This window comes from Pseudomonas sp. NBRC 111138, from assembly GCF_001320835.1.
In the GTDB taxonomy this organism is placed as follows: Bacteria; Pseudomonadota; Gammaproteobacteria; order Pseudomonadales; family Pseudomonadaceae; genus Aquipseudomonas; species Aquipseudomonas paracarnis.
The window spans coordinates 1-13,317 of sequence record NZ_BCBO01000136.1; the positions used below are offsets into that span (position 1 = coordinate 1).

A 13,317-nucleotide genomic window follows, 5' to 3' on the forward strand; every position below is an offset into this window, starting at 1 on the left:
GTGTCCACCTTGTCCCCGTACACCTGTGCGCCCCAACCTCCGACCTGACTGCCCCGACAAATTTGCACAGTTATTTCTGAGCGACACCACTAGAATAGCCACCTAATCATTTTTAGAGTCAGAGCCCTATCTATGCCCGATCCGGTTGATGCCCACGAGGTATCGGATTTACCGCTAGACGATCTGGTGGCATGCCATGAGTGCGACTTGCTGATGCGCAAACCAACGCTCGCCCTCGGCGAAAAAGCCCAATGCCCACGCTGCGGCTACGAGCTATACGCTCACCGTCACAATGTGGTCGAGCGCAGTCTCGCCTTGGTACTGGCAGCCCTGCTGCTGTACGTCCCCGCGAACTTTTTGCCCATCATGCAGCTCAATCTACTCGGGCAGTCTTCGGAGGACACCGTGTGGAGCGGCGTCGTTGGCCTGTTCGATACGGGCATGCAAGGCGTTGCCGCCGTGGTGTTCCTGTGCAGCATGGGCATCCCCTTGCTCAAGCTTCTGTGCCAGTTGGCAGTGCTGCTCAGTATTCGCTGGAACATAGGGCGCAATTACGGGCTGCTGCTATATCGCATCTACCACCACATGAAGGACTGGGGGATGTTGGAGGTCTACTTGATGGGTGTGCTGGTGGCGATCGTAAAGCTCGCCGACATGGCCTCCATCACAATTGGCCTGGGTCTGGTCTGCTTCGTGAGTCTATTAATGGTTCAAGTTCTGCTTGAGGTGGTGATGTCGCCCCATCAGATCTGGCAAGCGCTGTCAGGAGAGGATGACCATGCGGGCGATTGATGCAGGTATTCTGATTTGTACAGAATGCCATGAGTTGAACAAGCAGGAAGCGGATAGCGAGGAGCAACTCTGCACCCGTTGTGGCGCGTTGATCCATGCCCGTCGCCCCAATAGCCTTACACGTACCTGGGCGCTGTTGATCACCGCGGCGATCCTGTATATCCCCGCTAACCTGTTACCCATCATGACGGTCAGCTCCCTCGGCCAAGGCGACCCCAGCACCATCATGTCGGGTGTCATCCAGCTGGTGCAGCACGGGATGTTTCCTATCGCTGCCGTGGTGTTCATCGCCAGTATCCTGGTACCGACCTTCAAGTTGGTCGGCATTGGCCTGCTGCTGTTCTCGGTGCAGCGTCACCAACCGCTGTCCGCGCAACAACGCATTGTGATGTATCGCTTTATCGAGTTCATTGGGCGTTGGTCCATGCTGGATATCTTCGTGATCGCCATCCTGGTGGCGCTCGTTAACTTTGGGCGGCTAGCCAGTATCGAGGCCAACCTCGGCGCTGCGGCGTTCGCCAGTGTGGTGATCTTGACGATGTTTGCCGCAGTAACTTTCGATCCCCGACTGATTTGGGATAACACGGAGTCGGACGACGACCATGAGTGATTTGCCTAAAGCTAAAACCCGCCCAGCCTCTAACTGGTCGGCCATTTGGGTGCTGCCCCTGATTGCCCTGATCATCGGTGGCTGGCTGGGGTGGCGTGCCTATTCCCAGCAAGGTATCGAGATTCAAGTTCGCTTTGAAAGCGGCGAAGGTATTCAGGTCAACAAGACCGAAGTGGTCTACAAAGGCATGACCGTGGGCAAGGTCAAAACCCTGGCCCTGGATGACGAAGGCAGCAATCGCGGGGTGATCGCCACCATCGAGATGAACAAGGACGTGGAGCAGTACCTCAAGACCAACACCCGCTTCTGGTTGGTCAAGCCCAGCGTCAGCCTTGCCGGTATCACCGGCCTGGAAACCCTGGTTTCAGGTAACTACATCGCCGCCAGCCCCGGTGATGGCGAGCCCACGCGCAAGTTCAAGGCGCTCTCCGAAGAGCCGCCGTTATCCGACGCCAAGCCCGGCTTGCACCTGACCCTCAAGGCCGATCGCCTGGGCTCGTTGAACCGTGGCAGTCCGGTGTTCTACAAGCAGATTCAGGTCGGCCAGGTCAAAAGCTACCTGCTGTCTGAAGACCAGAGCACCGTCGAGGTCAAGGTCTATATCGAGCCGACCTATGCCAACCTGGTGCGCAAACACACGCGTTTCTGGAATGCCAGCGGCATCAGTATCGACGCCAACCTTTCCGGCTTGAAAGTGCGTAGCGAATCCCTCTCCAGCATTGTCGCCGGAGGTATCGCCTTCGCCACTCCTGAAAACCGCAAAGACAGCCCGCCCACCGACCCGAGTCTGCCTTTCCGGCTATACGAAGATTTCGACGCCGCCGCAGCGGGCATCAAGGTCAAGGTCAAACTCACCGACTTTGAAGGCCTGCAGGCCGGGCGTACGCCGGTCATGTACAAAGGCATCCAGGTCGGCAGCCTGAAAACCCTGAAGATCGACCCGGACCTGTCCAGCGCCAGTGCCGAGCTGACCCTCGATCCATTGGCTGAAGACTACCTGGTCGAAGACACGCAATTCTGGGTGGTCAAACCGTCCATCTCCCTGGCGGGCATCACCGGCCTGGAGGCCTTGGTCAAGGGCAACTACATCGCGATTCGCCCAGGCGACAAAGGCACCCCGCCACAACGCGAATACGTAGCCCGCGCCAAGGCGCCACCTTTGGACCTGCGTTCCCCGGGCCTGCACATGGTGTTGCTCACCGACAGCCTGGGCTCGTTGGATGTCGGCAGCCCGATTCTGTACAAACAGGTCAAAGTCGGTTCGGTGCAGAGTTACCAGTTTTCACGCAAGAAAAAACAACTAGTGATCGGCGTTCATATCGAGAAGGAATACGAAAGCCTGGTCAACGGCTCGACGCGCTTCTGGAATGCCAGCGGCGTCACCCTTACGGGCGGGCTCACCGGCGGTATCCAGGTCAAAAGCGAATCCCTGGCCAGCCTGATGGCGGGCGGTATCGCCTTCGAAACGCCGGAACCGAACGTGCCATTGAAACATCGCATCCCGCGCTTTCGCCTGTATGCCGACCGTGATGCCGCCAACCAGCACGGCACTCTGGTGACCATCAAAGTCGACCGCGCCGACGGCCTGAGCGCCGGCACACCGGTGCGCTTCAAGGGGCTGGATGTGGGCAAGATCGAAAGTGTCGACCTCAGTGCCGACATGCAGTCGGTGCTGCTCAAGGCGCGTATCACTCAGGTTGCGGACCGCATTGCGCGCACGGGCAGCCAGTTCTGGGTGGTCAAGCCGGAACTGGGGCTGATGAAGACGGCTAACCTGGAGACCCTGGTCACTGGCCAATACATCGAGGTGCAACCGGCCGCGAAAAACGCCGGCCCGCAGAAGAGCTTTGTCGCCCTGACCCAGCCGCCTGAAACCGTGCATCAGGAAGCTGGCCTGAGCCTCACACTCAGCGCCGCCCGCCGTGGTTCGTTGAAGGAAGGGGTACCGGTGACCTACCGTGAAGTGACGGTCGGCAAAGTCACCGGCTATGAGCTGGGCCAGACCGCCGACCGTGTGTTGGTGCACATCCTGATCGAGCCCAAGTACGCACCTCTGGTACGCAGTGGCAGCCGCTTCTGGAACACCAGCGGCTTTGGCCTCGACTTCGGCTTGTTCAAGGGCGCGACCGTGCGTACCGAGTCCCTTGAAACGCTGGTGGCCGGCGGCATCGCCTTTGCCACCCCGGATGGCGAGCGCATGGGTAACCCGGCACGGCCGCAGCAGACGTTCCCGTTGTTCGACAAGTTTGAGGATGAATGGCTGACCTGGGCGCCTAAGATTCCACTCGGTAAATAAACCGAGGCGCGGCTATCGCGGGCAAGCCCGGCTCCCACAGGGATATGCATTTTCAGCAAGTATGCATTCCAACTGTGGGAGCCGGGCTTGCCCGCGATGAGGCCCACAAACACACCGCAAATCCCAAGCCGAAAAAAAGGCCGCGATCCCAAAAGATCGCGGCCTTTTTGCCTTTCAGTACAGCCCGTCAGACTTCATCCAGCTCCGGCTCGTCCGCCTGCACATTCATCGTCGCCTTCACCACATCATGGCGACGGATGTACTTCCAGTCCGCCTCATCAATGTAGATCCCGTTCGGCCCGCTGCCGCCCTCCAGGTCGATCGCCACCTGGGCGGACACCTGCGGCTTCACACTCGCCAGGATCGGTACAAAGCCCAATTGCAGGCTGGTTTCCAGCAGTGCTGCCTGGTTCTTCTCATCGATGTCTGCCGCTTCATCGAGGTAGTACGGCAACCGCACGCGACCGGCCTGGTCGCGGTCCATCAGGTGCAGCAACAAGTACATGTTGGTCAGCGCCTTGATGGTCATGGTAGTGCCGTTGGACGCAGCGCCGTCGATGTCGGTATGGATCACCGGCTGGCCGTTGACCTTGGTGATTTCGAACGCCAATTCGAACAAATCCTTGAGGCCCAACTGGTTATGGTTGGCGGCGACCAGGCGAGCCAGGTATTCCTTGGCTTCTTCGTTCTTGTTGTCCTGTTCGGCGCTCTGGCTGAGGTCGAACACCGAGAGGGTCGAGCCTTCTTCATACTGACCGGCACTGTGGATGATCTGGTCGATATGCTTGAGCGCTTCCTTGTTCGGCGCCAGTACGATGCGGAAGCTTTGCAGGTTGGAGACCTGGCGCTTGTTGATCTCACGGTTGAACAACGCCAACTGGTGTTCCAGGCTGTCGTAGTCACTACGGATGTTGCGCAGGGTACGGGCGATGTCGGTGACCGCTGCACGGCGCGCCTTGCCGAGGGTCAGCGCCTCGTCGGTACGGTGCGCATAGGCGTTGATCAGCAGTTGCAGACGACGCTCGACATCATCCTCACTGTCGAACTTGGCCACGCCCTTGAGACGCACCTGGGCGTACAGCGCTTCGATCTGGCCATCGGCGCGCAGCAAACCCTGCCAGCTGTCCTGATAGTCATTGAGCAGCGGCAGCAGGTTGTCCATGGAGTCGTCGACCGGGTCCATGAACGGCGTACCGAACGGCAGGTCCGCCGGCAACAGCTGACGACGGCGCAACGCGTCATCCAGCGTGCGTTGCTTGGCTTCCATATCGCCGATCTGACGGCCGACCAGTTGCAGCTTGGCCGACAGTTGCTGGACGCGCTCGGTAAAGGCATCGCTGGAACGCTTCAACTCGTCCTGGGCCGCTTCCATCTGCGCTAGGTTTTCCAGCTTCTCGCCTTCTTCGGCGCTCAGGGTCTGGGTGCGGCGGAAGTCTTCCAGGGCCTTTTGGGCATCCAGTACCTGCTGGTACAGCGCTTCGGTCTGGGTCTTGCTTGCGGCGCGGTCGGACGCCACGGCCTGCTGGGTTTTCAGTTGCTTGAGCTCTTTTTCCAGGCGCTCTTTCTGGTCACGCAACGCGGCGCGATCCGCCAGGGCTTGCAGTGCCGGCGGCTCGATGTGCGAGATGTCGATGGACAGCCCCGGCACCTCAAAGCGCTCGCCCTTGAAGCCATCGAGAATCTGCTCCAGGGATTTGACCCACTGGCCGTCCTCGTCCAGCGTGATGCCATGTTCGCCCAGCGGCAAGCTGAACAGCGAGCTGTTGAACAGGCGCATCAGGCGCTCGACATCCTGCTGCGAAAATTCTTCGCGCAGCTTGGCGTAGCTGTTGTTGTCCGCGTGATCGAGTTGCTGCTTGACCGACTTCAAGCGCTTTTCCAGGTCGCGCAGGCGTTCTTCCAAGTCCTCGGCGCTGAACTGCCGCGACTGCGCCAAGGCGCCCGCCAGTTCATCGTGGGCATCCTTGGCGGCGAGCAATTGCTGCTCCAGCATCTTGACGTCATCCACCAGGGCAAAGCGGTGCTTGAGCACGGACAACTCGCCCAACCAACGCTGGATGCCACTGATTTCCCGCTCCAGGCGCATCAGCTCCTGTGTGCCGCCGCGCTGGTCGTTTTGCAGCGCGTCCTGCTCGTTGCGGTAGTGTTCGGCCTGGATGGTCAGCTCTTCCTTGCGCGCACTGGCGTAGTCCGACCAGGTGCCCAGCAACGAATCCAGCAGCGGCGACAGGCGATGCAGTTTGCCGCGCAGGGCGTCGCGCTGTTTCACGCCATTGGCCAGGGCTTCAACCAAGGGGCCGGCAGCCACCAGCGAGTTGTAGTCCTGCTCCATGCGTCGCACATCACGGAAGGCTTCTTCACAGGCCGCGATGTAGTCGACACTGCCCGAACGCAGGCTGTGTTCGAAGGCATCAAGGAACAGTTGCTTGAGCTTGGCCGCGGTGATTTCGCGCATGTGCAGCAGGTTGATAAACAGCGCGCGGAACGTCTTCAGGCTCTGCTCGCTGGTGGAGCGCAGCGGAATCAGCGTCAGGTCCAGCGGGACCGACGTATGCCCGCCCACCAGCAAGCGCCGCAGTTCATCGGGCTTGAGCTCGTAGGCTTTCAGGCCCTCGCGCTCAAGGTTGGTGAACAGCTCTTTCTGACGCAGGCAGGTGTCGTTTTTCTGGTAGTGGGTAAGGTCCAGCTTGCCGGCGTAGGCAAAGAACTGGTGACCAAAGCCGCCGCCCGGGCCGCGGCCGACCACGCCGATAACGTGCGGGCCGTGGGGCAGAGAGACTTCTACCAGGATGTAGCTGGTGTCGGTGGCAAAGTAGAAACGCCGCGATTGTTCCAGGGTGTACTTGCCGAAGCTCATGTCCGACATGCGTGCCAGGATCGGGAATTGCAAGGCGTTGATCGAGGCGGATTTACCCAGGTTGTTGGCGCCGTACACCGACAGCGGTTCTTCCAGCGGGAACAAGCCCAGGCTGTAACCGGCGGTGTTCAATAGGGCGAAGCGGCGGATGCCGTAGCGTTCCTTACTCATGCGTCGGTCTCCTGTTCTTCGGCAATGGCACGGGCCAGGGCATCTTCTTCGCTTTCTTCGGTGAAGGCGCTCAGATCCAGCGGGTCATCGGTCTTCAGCAGTTTCTCGTCGCTGTCTTCGTCGAATATCACCGGTGCCGGCAGCGGCAGTACGCTGTGTACGCTGGCGGCAAGGTCGCGGTCCTGCTGCACCGACAGGCACACATCCAGGAAGCGGTGCATCGGCGGCAGGAAGCGGTAGATACCGTTGTCTTCGCTGGCAAAACCCAGTTGGGTCATGCGGCGCATGATTTTTTCTTCGAGCTCTTCCTGGGTCTGTACCTCGGCCTGGATAAACAGGTCACGGTATTTCTCCAGCAACGAAGGCAATTCATCGCGGCCCAGGCTGCCGCCGTCGAGCACCGCAATCGGGTCGCGACCCTGGTCGGCCAGGTGTTCGACGATGATGAAGGTGAACAGGGCCAGGCGCTGGGCGGTTTTGTTCACCTGCGCGGCAGCCACGGCAGTGTCCGGCACGAAGTAATAGAAGCCGCGGGTATCGCACACCAGCTCAAAGCCCAGGGCCTTGAACAGCGTGCGGTACTGGTCCTGGAAGTTCGACAATTGCGCGTACAGCTCCGGGTCGCGACGGCTGACGTGGTAACCCTTGAACAGCTCGCGAAAGATCGGCGCCAGCTGGGACAGTTCGGATAGATCAAGATGCATAAGGCGTGCTCGCAGAATTCTCGGTGGCATCGATGCCGGCCGGGAGCAGGGCGAAGGAGCGCAGGCTGACCTGGTGCTCGTGGGTGTGGTAATCGCGACGTTCCAGGCGCTCGCGCTTGAAGCGTTTTTCCCGGGACAGGCGCGAGAACCAGTACAGCAATTCATCGGTGGCGCCGTCCGGTTCCTGCTCCAGCAGCCAGGTCATCAGGTCGGGCATCGGCAGCGCGTCTTCGCAGCGTTCGAGCATTTCCTTGACCGTACGCGGTGCGCGCGGGGCTTCGCCTTTGTGGGACTTGTGCGCCTTGGGGAAACGCGCCGGCTTGGGCTCGAAATTGGCCAGGGCATACACATAGGCCTCGACCTGGCTCGCACTGCCCAAAAAGGTACTTTGCGGCCGGGTGAACATCGGCATCGCCGCTTGCGGCACCGCGTCCAGGCCTTTGCGGCGAATCGCCGACAGGGCCAGCGCCGCACCGCGAGTCACGGCGTTATGCCGGCGTGCTTCTTCACGCAGCGGCAGCAGCAACTCCCGCGCATGGCGCAAGGTCAGCTGGGCGCTGGTTTGCATCTCGAGGATGCGCGCATGGGTGCGCAGCAGCATGTCGTCATCTACCAGGTGGCCAAGACGCTGTTGCTCGGTGAGCATGCGCAGCAGCACGTTTTCCACCTTGCGTACGCCTTGCTCGAAGGCGCCGTCGGCGTTCACCAGTTGGATCATCGGCTCGACGTATTCGTCCCAGGTCGCCAATACCTCGGCGTAACGCTGGCGCAACGGGATCTGGCGGTCGCTGGTCTTGGCGCGGTCGGCCACGGCGGCGAGGGCCTGTTCGTCGTTGGCGAGTTTTTTGAGCACATCGCGCACGCGCATATCCAGCAGGCGCAGTTGCCGGGCCAGGTCGTGGCCGTCACGGATGTCGAAGGCGTCCTGGATGTAACCGGCCAGACGCTCCAGGTGGCGCAGGTAGGCTTCGATTTCCAGGCACAGGCCAAGCCGGTGCTCCTTGCGAAGATAGGCGAGGAAGTCGTGGATCTGCGCGTTGAGCTCGAAACGGTTCGGGCTCTTGGCGACAGGTACCAGGATATCCAGGCGAATCCACACGTCCAGTAGGCTGGTGATGTCCTGGGGCGTGCTGTCCAGTTGTTGGGCGGCCAACTGTGCGCGCAGCTCGGCCAGGCTCAGGGTGCCTTGGTCGAAGTGTTCGCACAGAGGCTCAAGTAAGGCCCAGTGTTCGGCGAGGGCGCGCAGGACGCGCTTGGGTTCGATCATGGGAATGGCCGGCTGGTTGGCGATTAAAAGTCGCGATTGTACTGCATCAGGCGCGGGATTTATCCACAGCCGGTCAGTGCGCAGTGGGCGATTGTTGCCGAACAGCGGTAGAATCCCCGCTCTTTACTTATCCACAAGTGGCCGAGCTGTGCTTATCGAGTCCCGACGTCGCGCTTACTTGACCGCCATGCAGGTGGTCAACTGGCTGCCCCGCACCGAACTGCCGTTTGCCGCGCCGTCGCGGCCCGAGTTGTTGCAGGCGCTTGAGCCTTATGAGGCGTTCGAGTCGTCGGGGGAAGAAGCGGCCGCGCCCGTGGCGGTGGTCAAGCCCACCCCTGAGACGCGCCCGGTGGTCGAACGGGCCAAGATCGAAGTGCCGCGCCCTGCGCCGGTGACCAAAGCTGCCAAGGTGGTGGAGGAGGCTGCGCCGGTGGCCAAGGCGCCGGTCGTGCCGCCGCCACGCTTTGCCCTGCAATTGCTGCGGGCCGGGCGTTGCCTGTTGCTGGTGGAACTGCCGACCGGCGAACGTTTCCAGTCCCGCGACCCGGCCTACCTGTTGCTCAAGGACATGCTGCGCGCCGCCGGCCTGCCCGACAGCCCGCAAATCGTCGGTGAGCCGGTGCGCTGGCCGCTGCTGGTGCGCGGCACCATGGACCAGGGCCCCGAGGCCGCACGAGATTTCGTCCAGGGGTTTGTCTCGGCACGCCTGGAAGACGAGCCTTGCGTGTGCCTGTGGCTGATCGGCCTGCCCGCTGTGCGGTTTGCCGGTGAAGCCAACGCCGAGGCCTGGTACCGCGAGCTGCAGGTTGAAGGCCTGGGTTCGGTGTGGGCCCTGCCGGGCCTGGAATTATTAATGGAAGAGCCACAGCGTAAGGCTGATGTCTGGCAAGCCATGCGCCGGCTGATGGCGCGCTGGAAAACAACTGATGAGTGAGGCTTTATCCTTTCGCCCGATGACCGAGGCCGACCTCGACGCCGTGCTGAAAATCGAATACGCGGCGTTCAGCCACCCCTGGACCCGCGGGATTTTTCTCGACGGGCTGGGCAAGTACCAGATCTGGCTGATGTTCGAAGGCGAGCAGCAAGTGGGGCACGGGGTGGTGCAGATCATTCTCGATGAAGCGCACTTGCTGAACATTACTGTGAAGCCGGAAAACCAGGGCCGAGGTTTGGGCCTGGCGCTGCTGGAGCATTTGATGTCGCGTGCCTATGCCGCCAATGCGCGAGAATGCTTCCTCGAAGTGCGGGACAGCAATACCGGCGCGTTTCGCCTGTATGAGCGTTATGGCTTCAACGAGATCGGCCGTCGCCGGGATTACTACCCGGCGGTGGGTGGCCGCGAAGATGCAGTCGTGATGGCCTGCACCCTCGTCGACTGAACAACCGTGAGCTGTAGGAGCGAGCTTGCTCGCGAAAAACGTCAACGATAACGCGTGCTTCCTGGATGACCGCGGCGCCGGTGGTTTTTTCGCGAGCAAGCTCGCTCCTACACCTACATAGGGTGATGATCGATCAGGGCTTGCGGTTCAGCGGGTCCAGATCAGCCAGTTCCGCCTCATCCAACCCATTCCCGCCACCAATGTCATTTTCTCCCACGACGCTCAAGTCATAGTCGGCGGCATTGTCTTCGCCTTCCTCCTGGGCATCCCGCGCGCCGTCCTCACGGATCAGCGTCTCCGGGCTCATATCGTCGTCAGTGGATTCATGATCATCCGTCGATGCGCCGGTCAGCCCGGCTTCGCGCACCCGTTCGTCGGGCATCAGATGGTCGCGCTCACGGCGGGGCAGCTCGTCGCCGATTTCCGCAGTCTGGTCCTGCTCGTCAAAATCCAGCTCGCGCATCTCACCCATGCGGTCTTCGTTGTCATCGATCGGTTCCGGCTGCGTTGCGCCGTAGGGACGTCGTGATTCAGTCATGGCCAATCCTCATACTGTGGGGCTTATAGTGTGTGGACAGGCATGGCAGCCAAAAAATTCAAGCTAATTAGCGCCTGGCGTGACCCGGACGAGGGCTTGTCAGTCACAAACCTGCGCATCATTCCTGAGGCTTCCCTGATGAACGAACTACAAGACCTGCTTGATAACAACGAACGCTGGGCGGACGCGATCAAACAGGAAGATCCCGAATTCTTCGCCAAGCTCGCCCGCCAGCAGACCCCGGAATACCTGTGGATCGGCTGCTCCGATGCCCGTGTACCGGCCAACGAGATCGTCGGCATGTTGCCCGGTGATCTGTTTGTGCATCGCAACGTGGCCAACGTGGTGCTGCACACTGACCTCAACTGCCTGTCGGTGATCCAGTACGCGGTGGACGTGCTCAAGGTCAAACACATCCTCGTCACCGGTCACTACGGCTGTGGCGGCGTGCGTGCGTCGATGCAGGACCGCCAGTTCGGCCTGATCGACGGCTGGCTACGCACCATTCGCGACCTTTACTACGAAAACCGCGATGTGCTGGCCCAGTTGCCGACCGAAGAAGAGCGTGTGGACCGCATGTGCGAGCTCAACGTGATCCAGCAGGTGGCCAACGTCGGCCACACCAGCATTGTGCAAAATGCCTGGCATCGCGGGCAGAGCCTGTCGATCCATGGCTGTATCTATGGCATCAAGGACGGTCGCTGGAAGAGTTTGAACACCACCATCAGTGGCTTCGAGCAACTGCCGCCGCAATACCGCCTGCGTCCGTTGGGCGAAGCCTAAGGTCGTTTGTGCTCACGCCACCAGGCCATGAAGGCCTGGCCTTCGGCGTTCAGCGGCTCCTTGCTGCCGGTGATCCAGCCCCGGCAGTTCAGCTCGCCGCAATGGCAAGCGAACTGCCGGGCCAGTGTGTCTTCGGTGGTGGCGTAATCCAGCGTCAGCAAGCTGCCGGCGCCGATGGGTTGCACCGTCCATAGCTCCAGGTACGTCGTGTCTAGAAACACGTTCGGGTTGCAGGAGTGCTGTAACAGGCCGCAGAGCCAACAATCGTACAAGTGGATGCGGGGTGACAGTTGCAGCGTGTACGGGCGCCGTTCGCTCACGGCATAACCGGAAACCTTAGCAATGCGCGTGCGACTCTCAAAGGCCACGCGCGCCGTGACCCTGGCCGCAACCCCTTCAGCCTCTTGCTTGACCTCAAAGTGCTCGGTCGAGGGGTAACCCTGTTCCACGAGCAGCGTCTTGAAGGGATAGAGGCAGTCATTCACAGCCGTTTCAGCCTTATCCATGGCTCGAGTTTTCATCACTCTCCTGAGCGGGGCTGCATGGACCTGCGGGTGTGACGGCCAGTCTTGCAGCAAATGGGCGCGGCCCTAGATTCGCCGAAGTGGGATCCGGTTTCTACTGTCAAAGTTGACAGTAGAAACGGTTTCTTCGCCTTAAAGCGCGGGGGCTATGACGGTGGGCGTGGGAGCGGCATTTCTCAACAGTTTCAACTGCGCTTTGATAGGCGCTGTGGCGCACTTGGCGTTGGCCTGCTCAGGCGTCAGGTGGCGCACCGAGGTGTAGAACAATTCACACGTCTGCTCCTTGCGCGTGACTTGCCAAGTGTTCAGGCAGGCCTTGAGCAATACGTTCGCATCGCTGGCGGGTTTCTGGCCCATGCCTGCTTGCCAGCAGGCGGCGCTCAAGTCCTGGCCCATCACTTTCAAACCGGCGTCATCAGCCTTTTGTTCATCACCGTCATAGCTGTCGGGGCTGGCCGCATACCAAATGTAACTTGGGTGGTTGGCGCCCAATACCGCGACGGTTTTGCCAGGCTCCGGGCTGATCTGCGCCAGGCTCAGCACGCCCACGGTTTGCCCGTATTGTTGCTTGATCCAGCTACGCACTGGCGCGCCGAAGGCCACCATGGGTAATGCGCCGCCAGGGCGCAGGCTCAGTTCCTTGACCATGCGGGTCTGGTAGTCGGTGAAATACCCGTAGACGGTTTCCAGGTCTTTGCCGGCATTGGACGGCGCAGCGATGGGCGCGATATCGATGATGGTCTGGTACGCCGGCGTTTCCGTGGCCGGTACGCCATTTTCGCTTAACAAGGTGGCCCAGCGGTCGGTGGTGGCCGATTCCAGGTAATCCTGGGCCTGGGTCAGCGAGTAATCCGGAGGGAAGTGCAACAGCTCGATGCTTTTGCGGTTTTCCAGGGCCATGCCCAACGGCAGGAACAGGTACCAGTTGTAGGCCCATTTGCCATCGCTGTTGAGCTGGCTGGCGCCTTGGTAAGCCAGGTCGGCGGTATTGAGCAGCGTGGTCAGTGGCTGGCCGTAACTGTCGGGCACGCCGCTGAAGGACGCCGTGACCTGACCGTCGTGGGTCTTCACACTGACCTTGGCCCGGCTGTAACCGTCACGTTGCAGGCTCTGGTTCAAATAGTGTTCGGCGGTCTGCTCCAGTGACCATGGCCGGAAGCAGATCACATTGCAGTTGTTGGGGTACGCGAACAACTGGGTGACGCGCTGCGTGCTGCCCAGTGGCACCTCGATGTCGGCCTGTACGACCGCACTCGCCAGTAGTGCGGCGAGGGTGAAGGACAGCCTGGTCGGTTTAAACATAGTCGATTCCTTGTCAGCGAAGCCCGTCTGCGCGGGATGGAAGCCCACCTGCACACAGTAGCGGCTGACCGGGAAAATCGCGTGTTAAATCGCC

The 13,317-nt window shown here is 60.8% G+C and carries 12 protein-coding genes; 6 read left to right on the forward strand and 6 right to left on the reverse strand.

Annotated features, from left to right (window positions below; genetic code table 11):
* Positions 1-132: 132 nt before the first annotated feature.
* From APH41_RS23400 to APH41_RS23410, 3 genes are read left to right on the forward strand one after another with little or no spacing between them, the layout of a single operon-like run.
* Complete coding sequence (locus tag APH41_RS23400) at positions 133-792, forward strand: paraquat-inducible protein A (protein WP_034128130.1); 660 nt, start codon at positions 133-135, stop codon at positions 790-792.
* Entirely contained in the window at positions 779-1,402 is a 624-nt protein-coding gene (locus APH41_RS23405) for a paraquat-inducible protein A (protein ID WP_054897181.1), read from the forward strand. Before APH41_RS23400 ends, APH41_RS23405 begins: the two co-directional genes overlap by 14 nt.
* The gene (locus APH41_RS23410; protein WP_054921763.1) at positions 1,395-3,698 is read left to right on the forward strand and encodes a PqiB family protein; all 2,304 of its coding nucleotides are present in this window, start codon (positions 1,395-1,397) and stop codon (positions 3,696-3,698) included. The genes APH41_RS23405 and APH41_RS23410 overlap by 8 nt, the downstream gene beginning before the upstream one ends.
* A 187-nt stretch (positions 3,699-3,885) precedes the next feature.
* Here APH41_RS23410 and mksF read toward each other — a convergent pair whose 3' ends face one another.
* From mksF to mksB, 3 genes are read right to left on the reverse strand one after another with little or no spacing between them, the layout of a single operon-like run.
* The gene (gene mksF, locus APH41_RS23415; protein WP_054921765.1) at positions 3,886-6,726 is read right to left on the reverse strand and encodes an Mks condensin complex protein MksF; all 2,841 of its coding nucleotides are present in this window, start codon (positions 6,724-6,726) and stop codon (positions 3,886-3,888) included.
* Positions 6,723-7,430: an Mks condensin complex protein MksE gene (mksE, locus tag APH41_RS23420; RefSeq protein ID WP_054921767.1), complete on the reverse strand. Its 708-nt coding sequence runs from the start codon at positions 7,428-7,430 to the stop codon at positions 6,723-6,725. Before mksE ends, mksF begins: the two co-directional genes overlap by 4 nt.
* A complete protein-coding gene (gene mksB, locus APH41_RS23425; protein ID WP_054921769.1) occupies positions 7,420-8,697 on the reverse strand; it encodes an Mks condensin complex protein MksB in 1,278 nt (425 codons plus the stop codon). Before mksB ends, mksE begins: the two co-directional genes overlap by 11 nt.
* Before the next feature lie 187 nt (positions 8,698-8,884).
* Between mksB and APH41_RS23430 the strand changes: the two genes are divergently transcribed.
* Positions 8,885-9,631 (forward strand): hypothetical protein, encoded by a 747-nt coding sequence (locus tag APH41_RS23430; RefSeq protein ID WP_054897178.1) that lies wholly within the window; start codon positions 8,885-8,887, stop codon positions 9,629-9,631.
* Positions 9,624-10,076 carry a ribosomal protein S18-alanine N-acetyltransferase gene (gene rimI, locus APH41_RS23435; RefSeq protein ID WP_003188286.1) on the forward strand — a complete coding sequence of 151 codons (453 nt, stop codon included), beginning with the start codon at positions 9,624-9,626 and terminating at the stop codon, positions 10,074-10,076. The genes APH41_RS23430 and rimI overlap by 8 nt, the downstream gene beginning before the upstream one ends.
* Before the next feature lie 133 nt (positions 10,077-10,209).
* Here the strand turns inward: rimI and APH41_RS23440 are convergent, their stop codons facing one another.
* Positions 10,210-10,614 carry a hypothetical protein gene (locus APH41_RS23440; protein WP_054921771.1) on the reverse strand — a complete coding sequence of 135 codons (405 nt, stop codon included), beginning with the start codon at positions 10,612-10,614 and terminating at the stop codon, positions 10,210-10,212.
* Positions 10,615-10,752: 138 nt separating this feature from the next.
* Here APH41_RS23440 and can point away from each other — a divergent pair, with 138 nt between their 5' ends.
* Positions 10,753-11,397, forward strand: a complete 645-nt coding sequence (gene can, locus APH41_RS23445) for a carbonate dehydratase (RefSeq protein ID WP_003188288.1) — start codon at positions 10,753-10,755, stop codon at positions 11,395-11,397.
* Here can and APH41_RS23450 read toward each other — a convergent pair.
* Both APH41_RS23450 and APH41_RS23455 read right to left on the reverse strand, forming a co-directional pair.
* On the reverse strand, positions 11,394-11,918 hold the full coding sequence (locus APH41_RS23450; RefSeq protein ID WP_034128124.1) for a hypothetical protein: 525 nt from the start codon (positions 11,916-11,918) through the stop codon (positions 11,394-11,396). The genes can and APH41_RS23450 overlap by 4 nt on opposite strands.
* A gap of 135 nt (positions 11,919-12,053) precedes the next feature.
* Complete coding sequence (locus tag APH41_RS23455; RefSeq protein ID WP_054897175.1) at positions 12,054-13,223, reverse strand: hypothetical protein; 1,170 nt, start codon at positions 13,221-13,223, stop codon at positions 12,054-12,056.
* Positions 13,224-13,317: the final 94 nt, after the last annotated feature.

Bases quoted from the DNA above. Each gene is read 5' to 3' on its own strand.
- mksF (WP_054921765.1), bottom strand. From the start codon at position 6,726: ATGAGTAAGGAACGCTACGGCATCCGCCGCTTCGCCCTATTGAACACC.
- APH41_RS23450 (WP_034128124.1), bottom strand. From the start codon at position 11,918: ATGAAAACTCGAGCCATGGATAAGGCTGAAACGGCTGTGAATGACTGC.
- rimI (WP_003188286.1), top strand. From the start codon at position 9,624: ATGAGTGAGGCTTTATCCTTTCGCCCGATGACCGAGGCCGACCTCGAC.
- APH41_RS23440 (WP_054921771.1), bottom strand. From the start codon at position 10,614: ATGACTGAATCACGACGTCCCTACGGCGCAACGCAGCCGGAACCGATC.
- mksE (WP_054921767.1), bottom strand. From the start codon at position 7,430: ATGCATCTTGATCTATCCGAACTGTCCCAGCTGGCGCCGATCTTTCGC.
- can (WP_003188288.1), top strand. From the start codon at position 10,753: ATGAACGAACTACAAGACCTGCTTGATAACAACGAACGCTGGGCGGAC.
- APH41_RS23455 (WP_054897175.1), bottom strand. From the start codon at position 13,223: ATGTTTAAACCGACCAGGCTGTCCTTCACCCTCGCCGCACTACTGGCG.
- APH41_RS23400 (WP_034128130.1), top strand. From the start codon at position 133: ATGCCCGATCCGGTTGATGCCCACGAGGTATCGGATTTACCGCTAGAC.
- APH41_RS23405 (WP_054897181.1), top strand. From the start codon at position 779: ATGCGGGCGATTGATGCAGGTATTCTGATTTGTACAGAATGCCATGAG.
- APH41_RS23410 (WP_054921763.1), top strand. From the start codon at position 1,395: ATGAGTGATTTGCCTAAAGCTAAAACCCGCCCAGCCTCTAACTGGTCG.
- mksB (WP_054921769.1), bottom strand. From the start codon at position 8,697: ATGATCGAACCCAAGCGCGTCCTGCGCGCCCTCGCCGAACACTGGGCC.
- APH41_RS23430 (WP_054897178.1), top strand. From the start codon at position 8,885: ATGCAGGTGGTCAACTGGCTGCCCCGCACCGAACTGCCGTTTGCCGCG.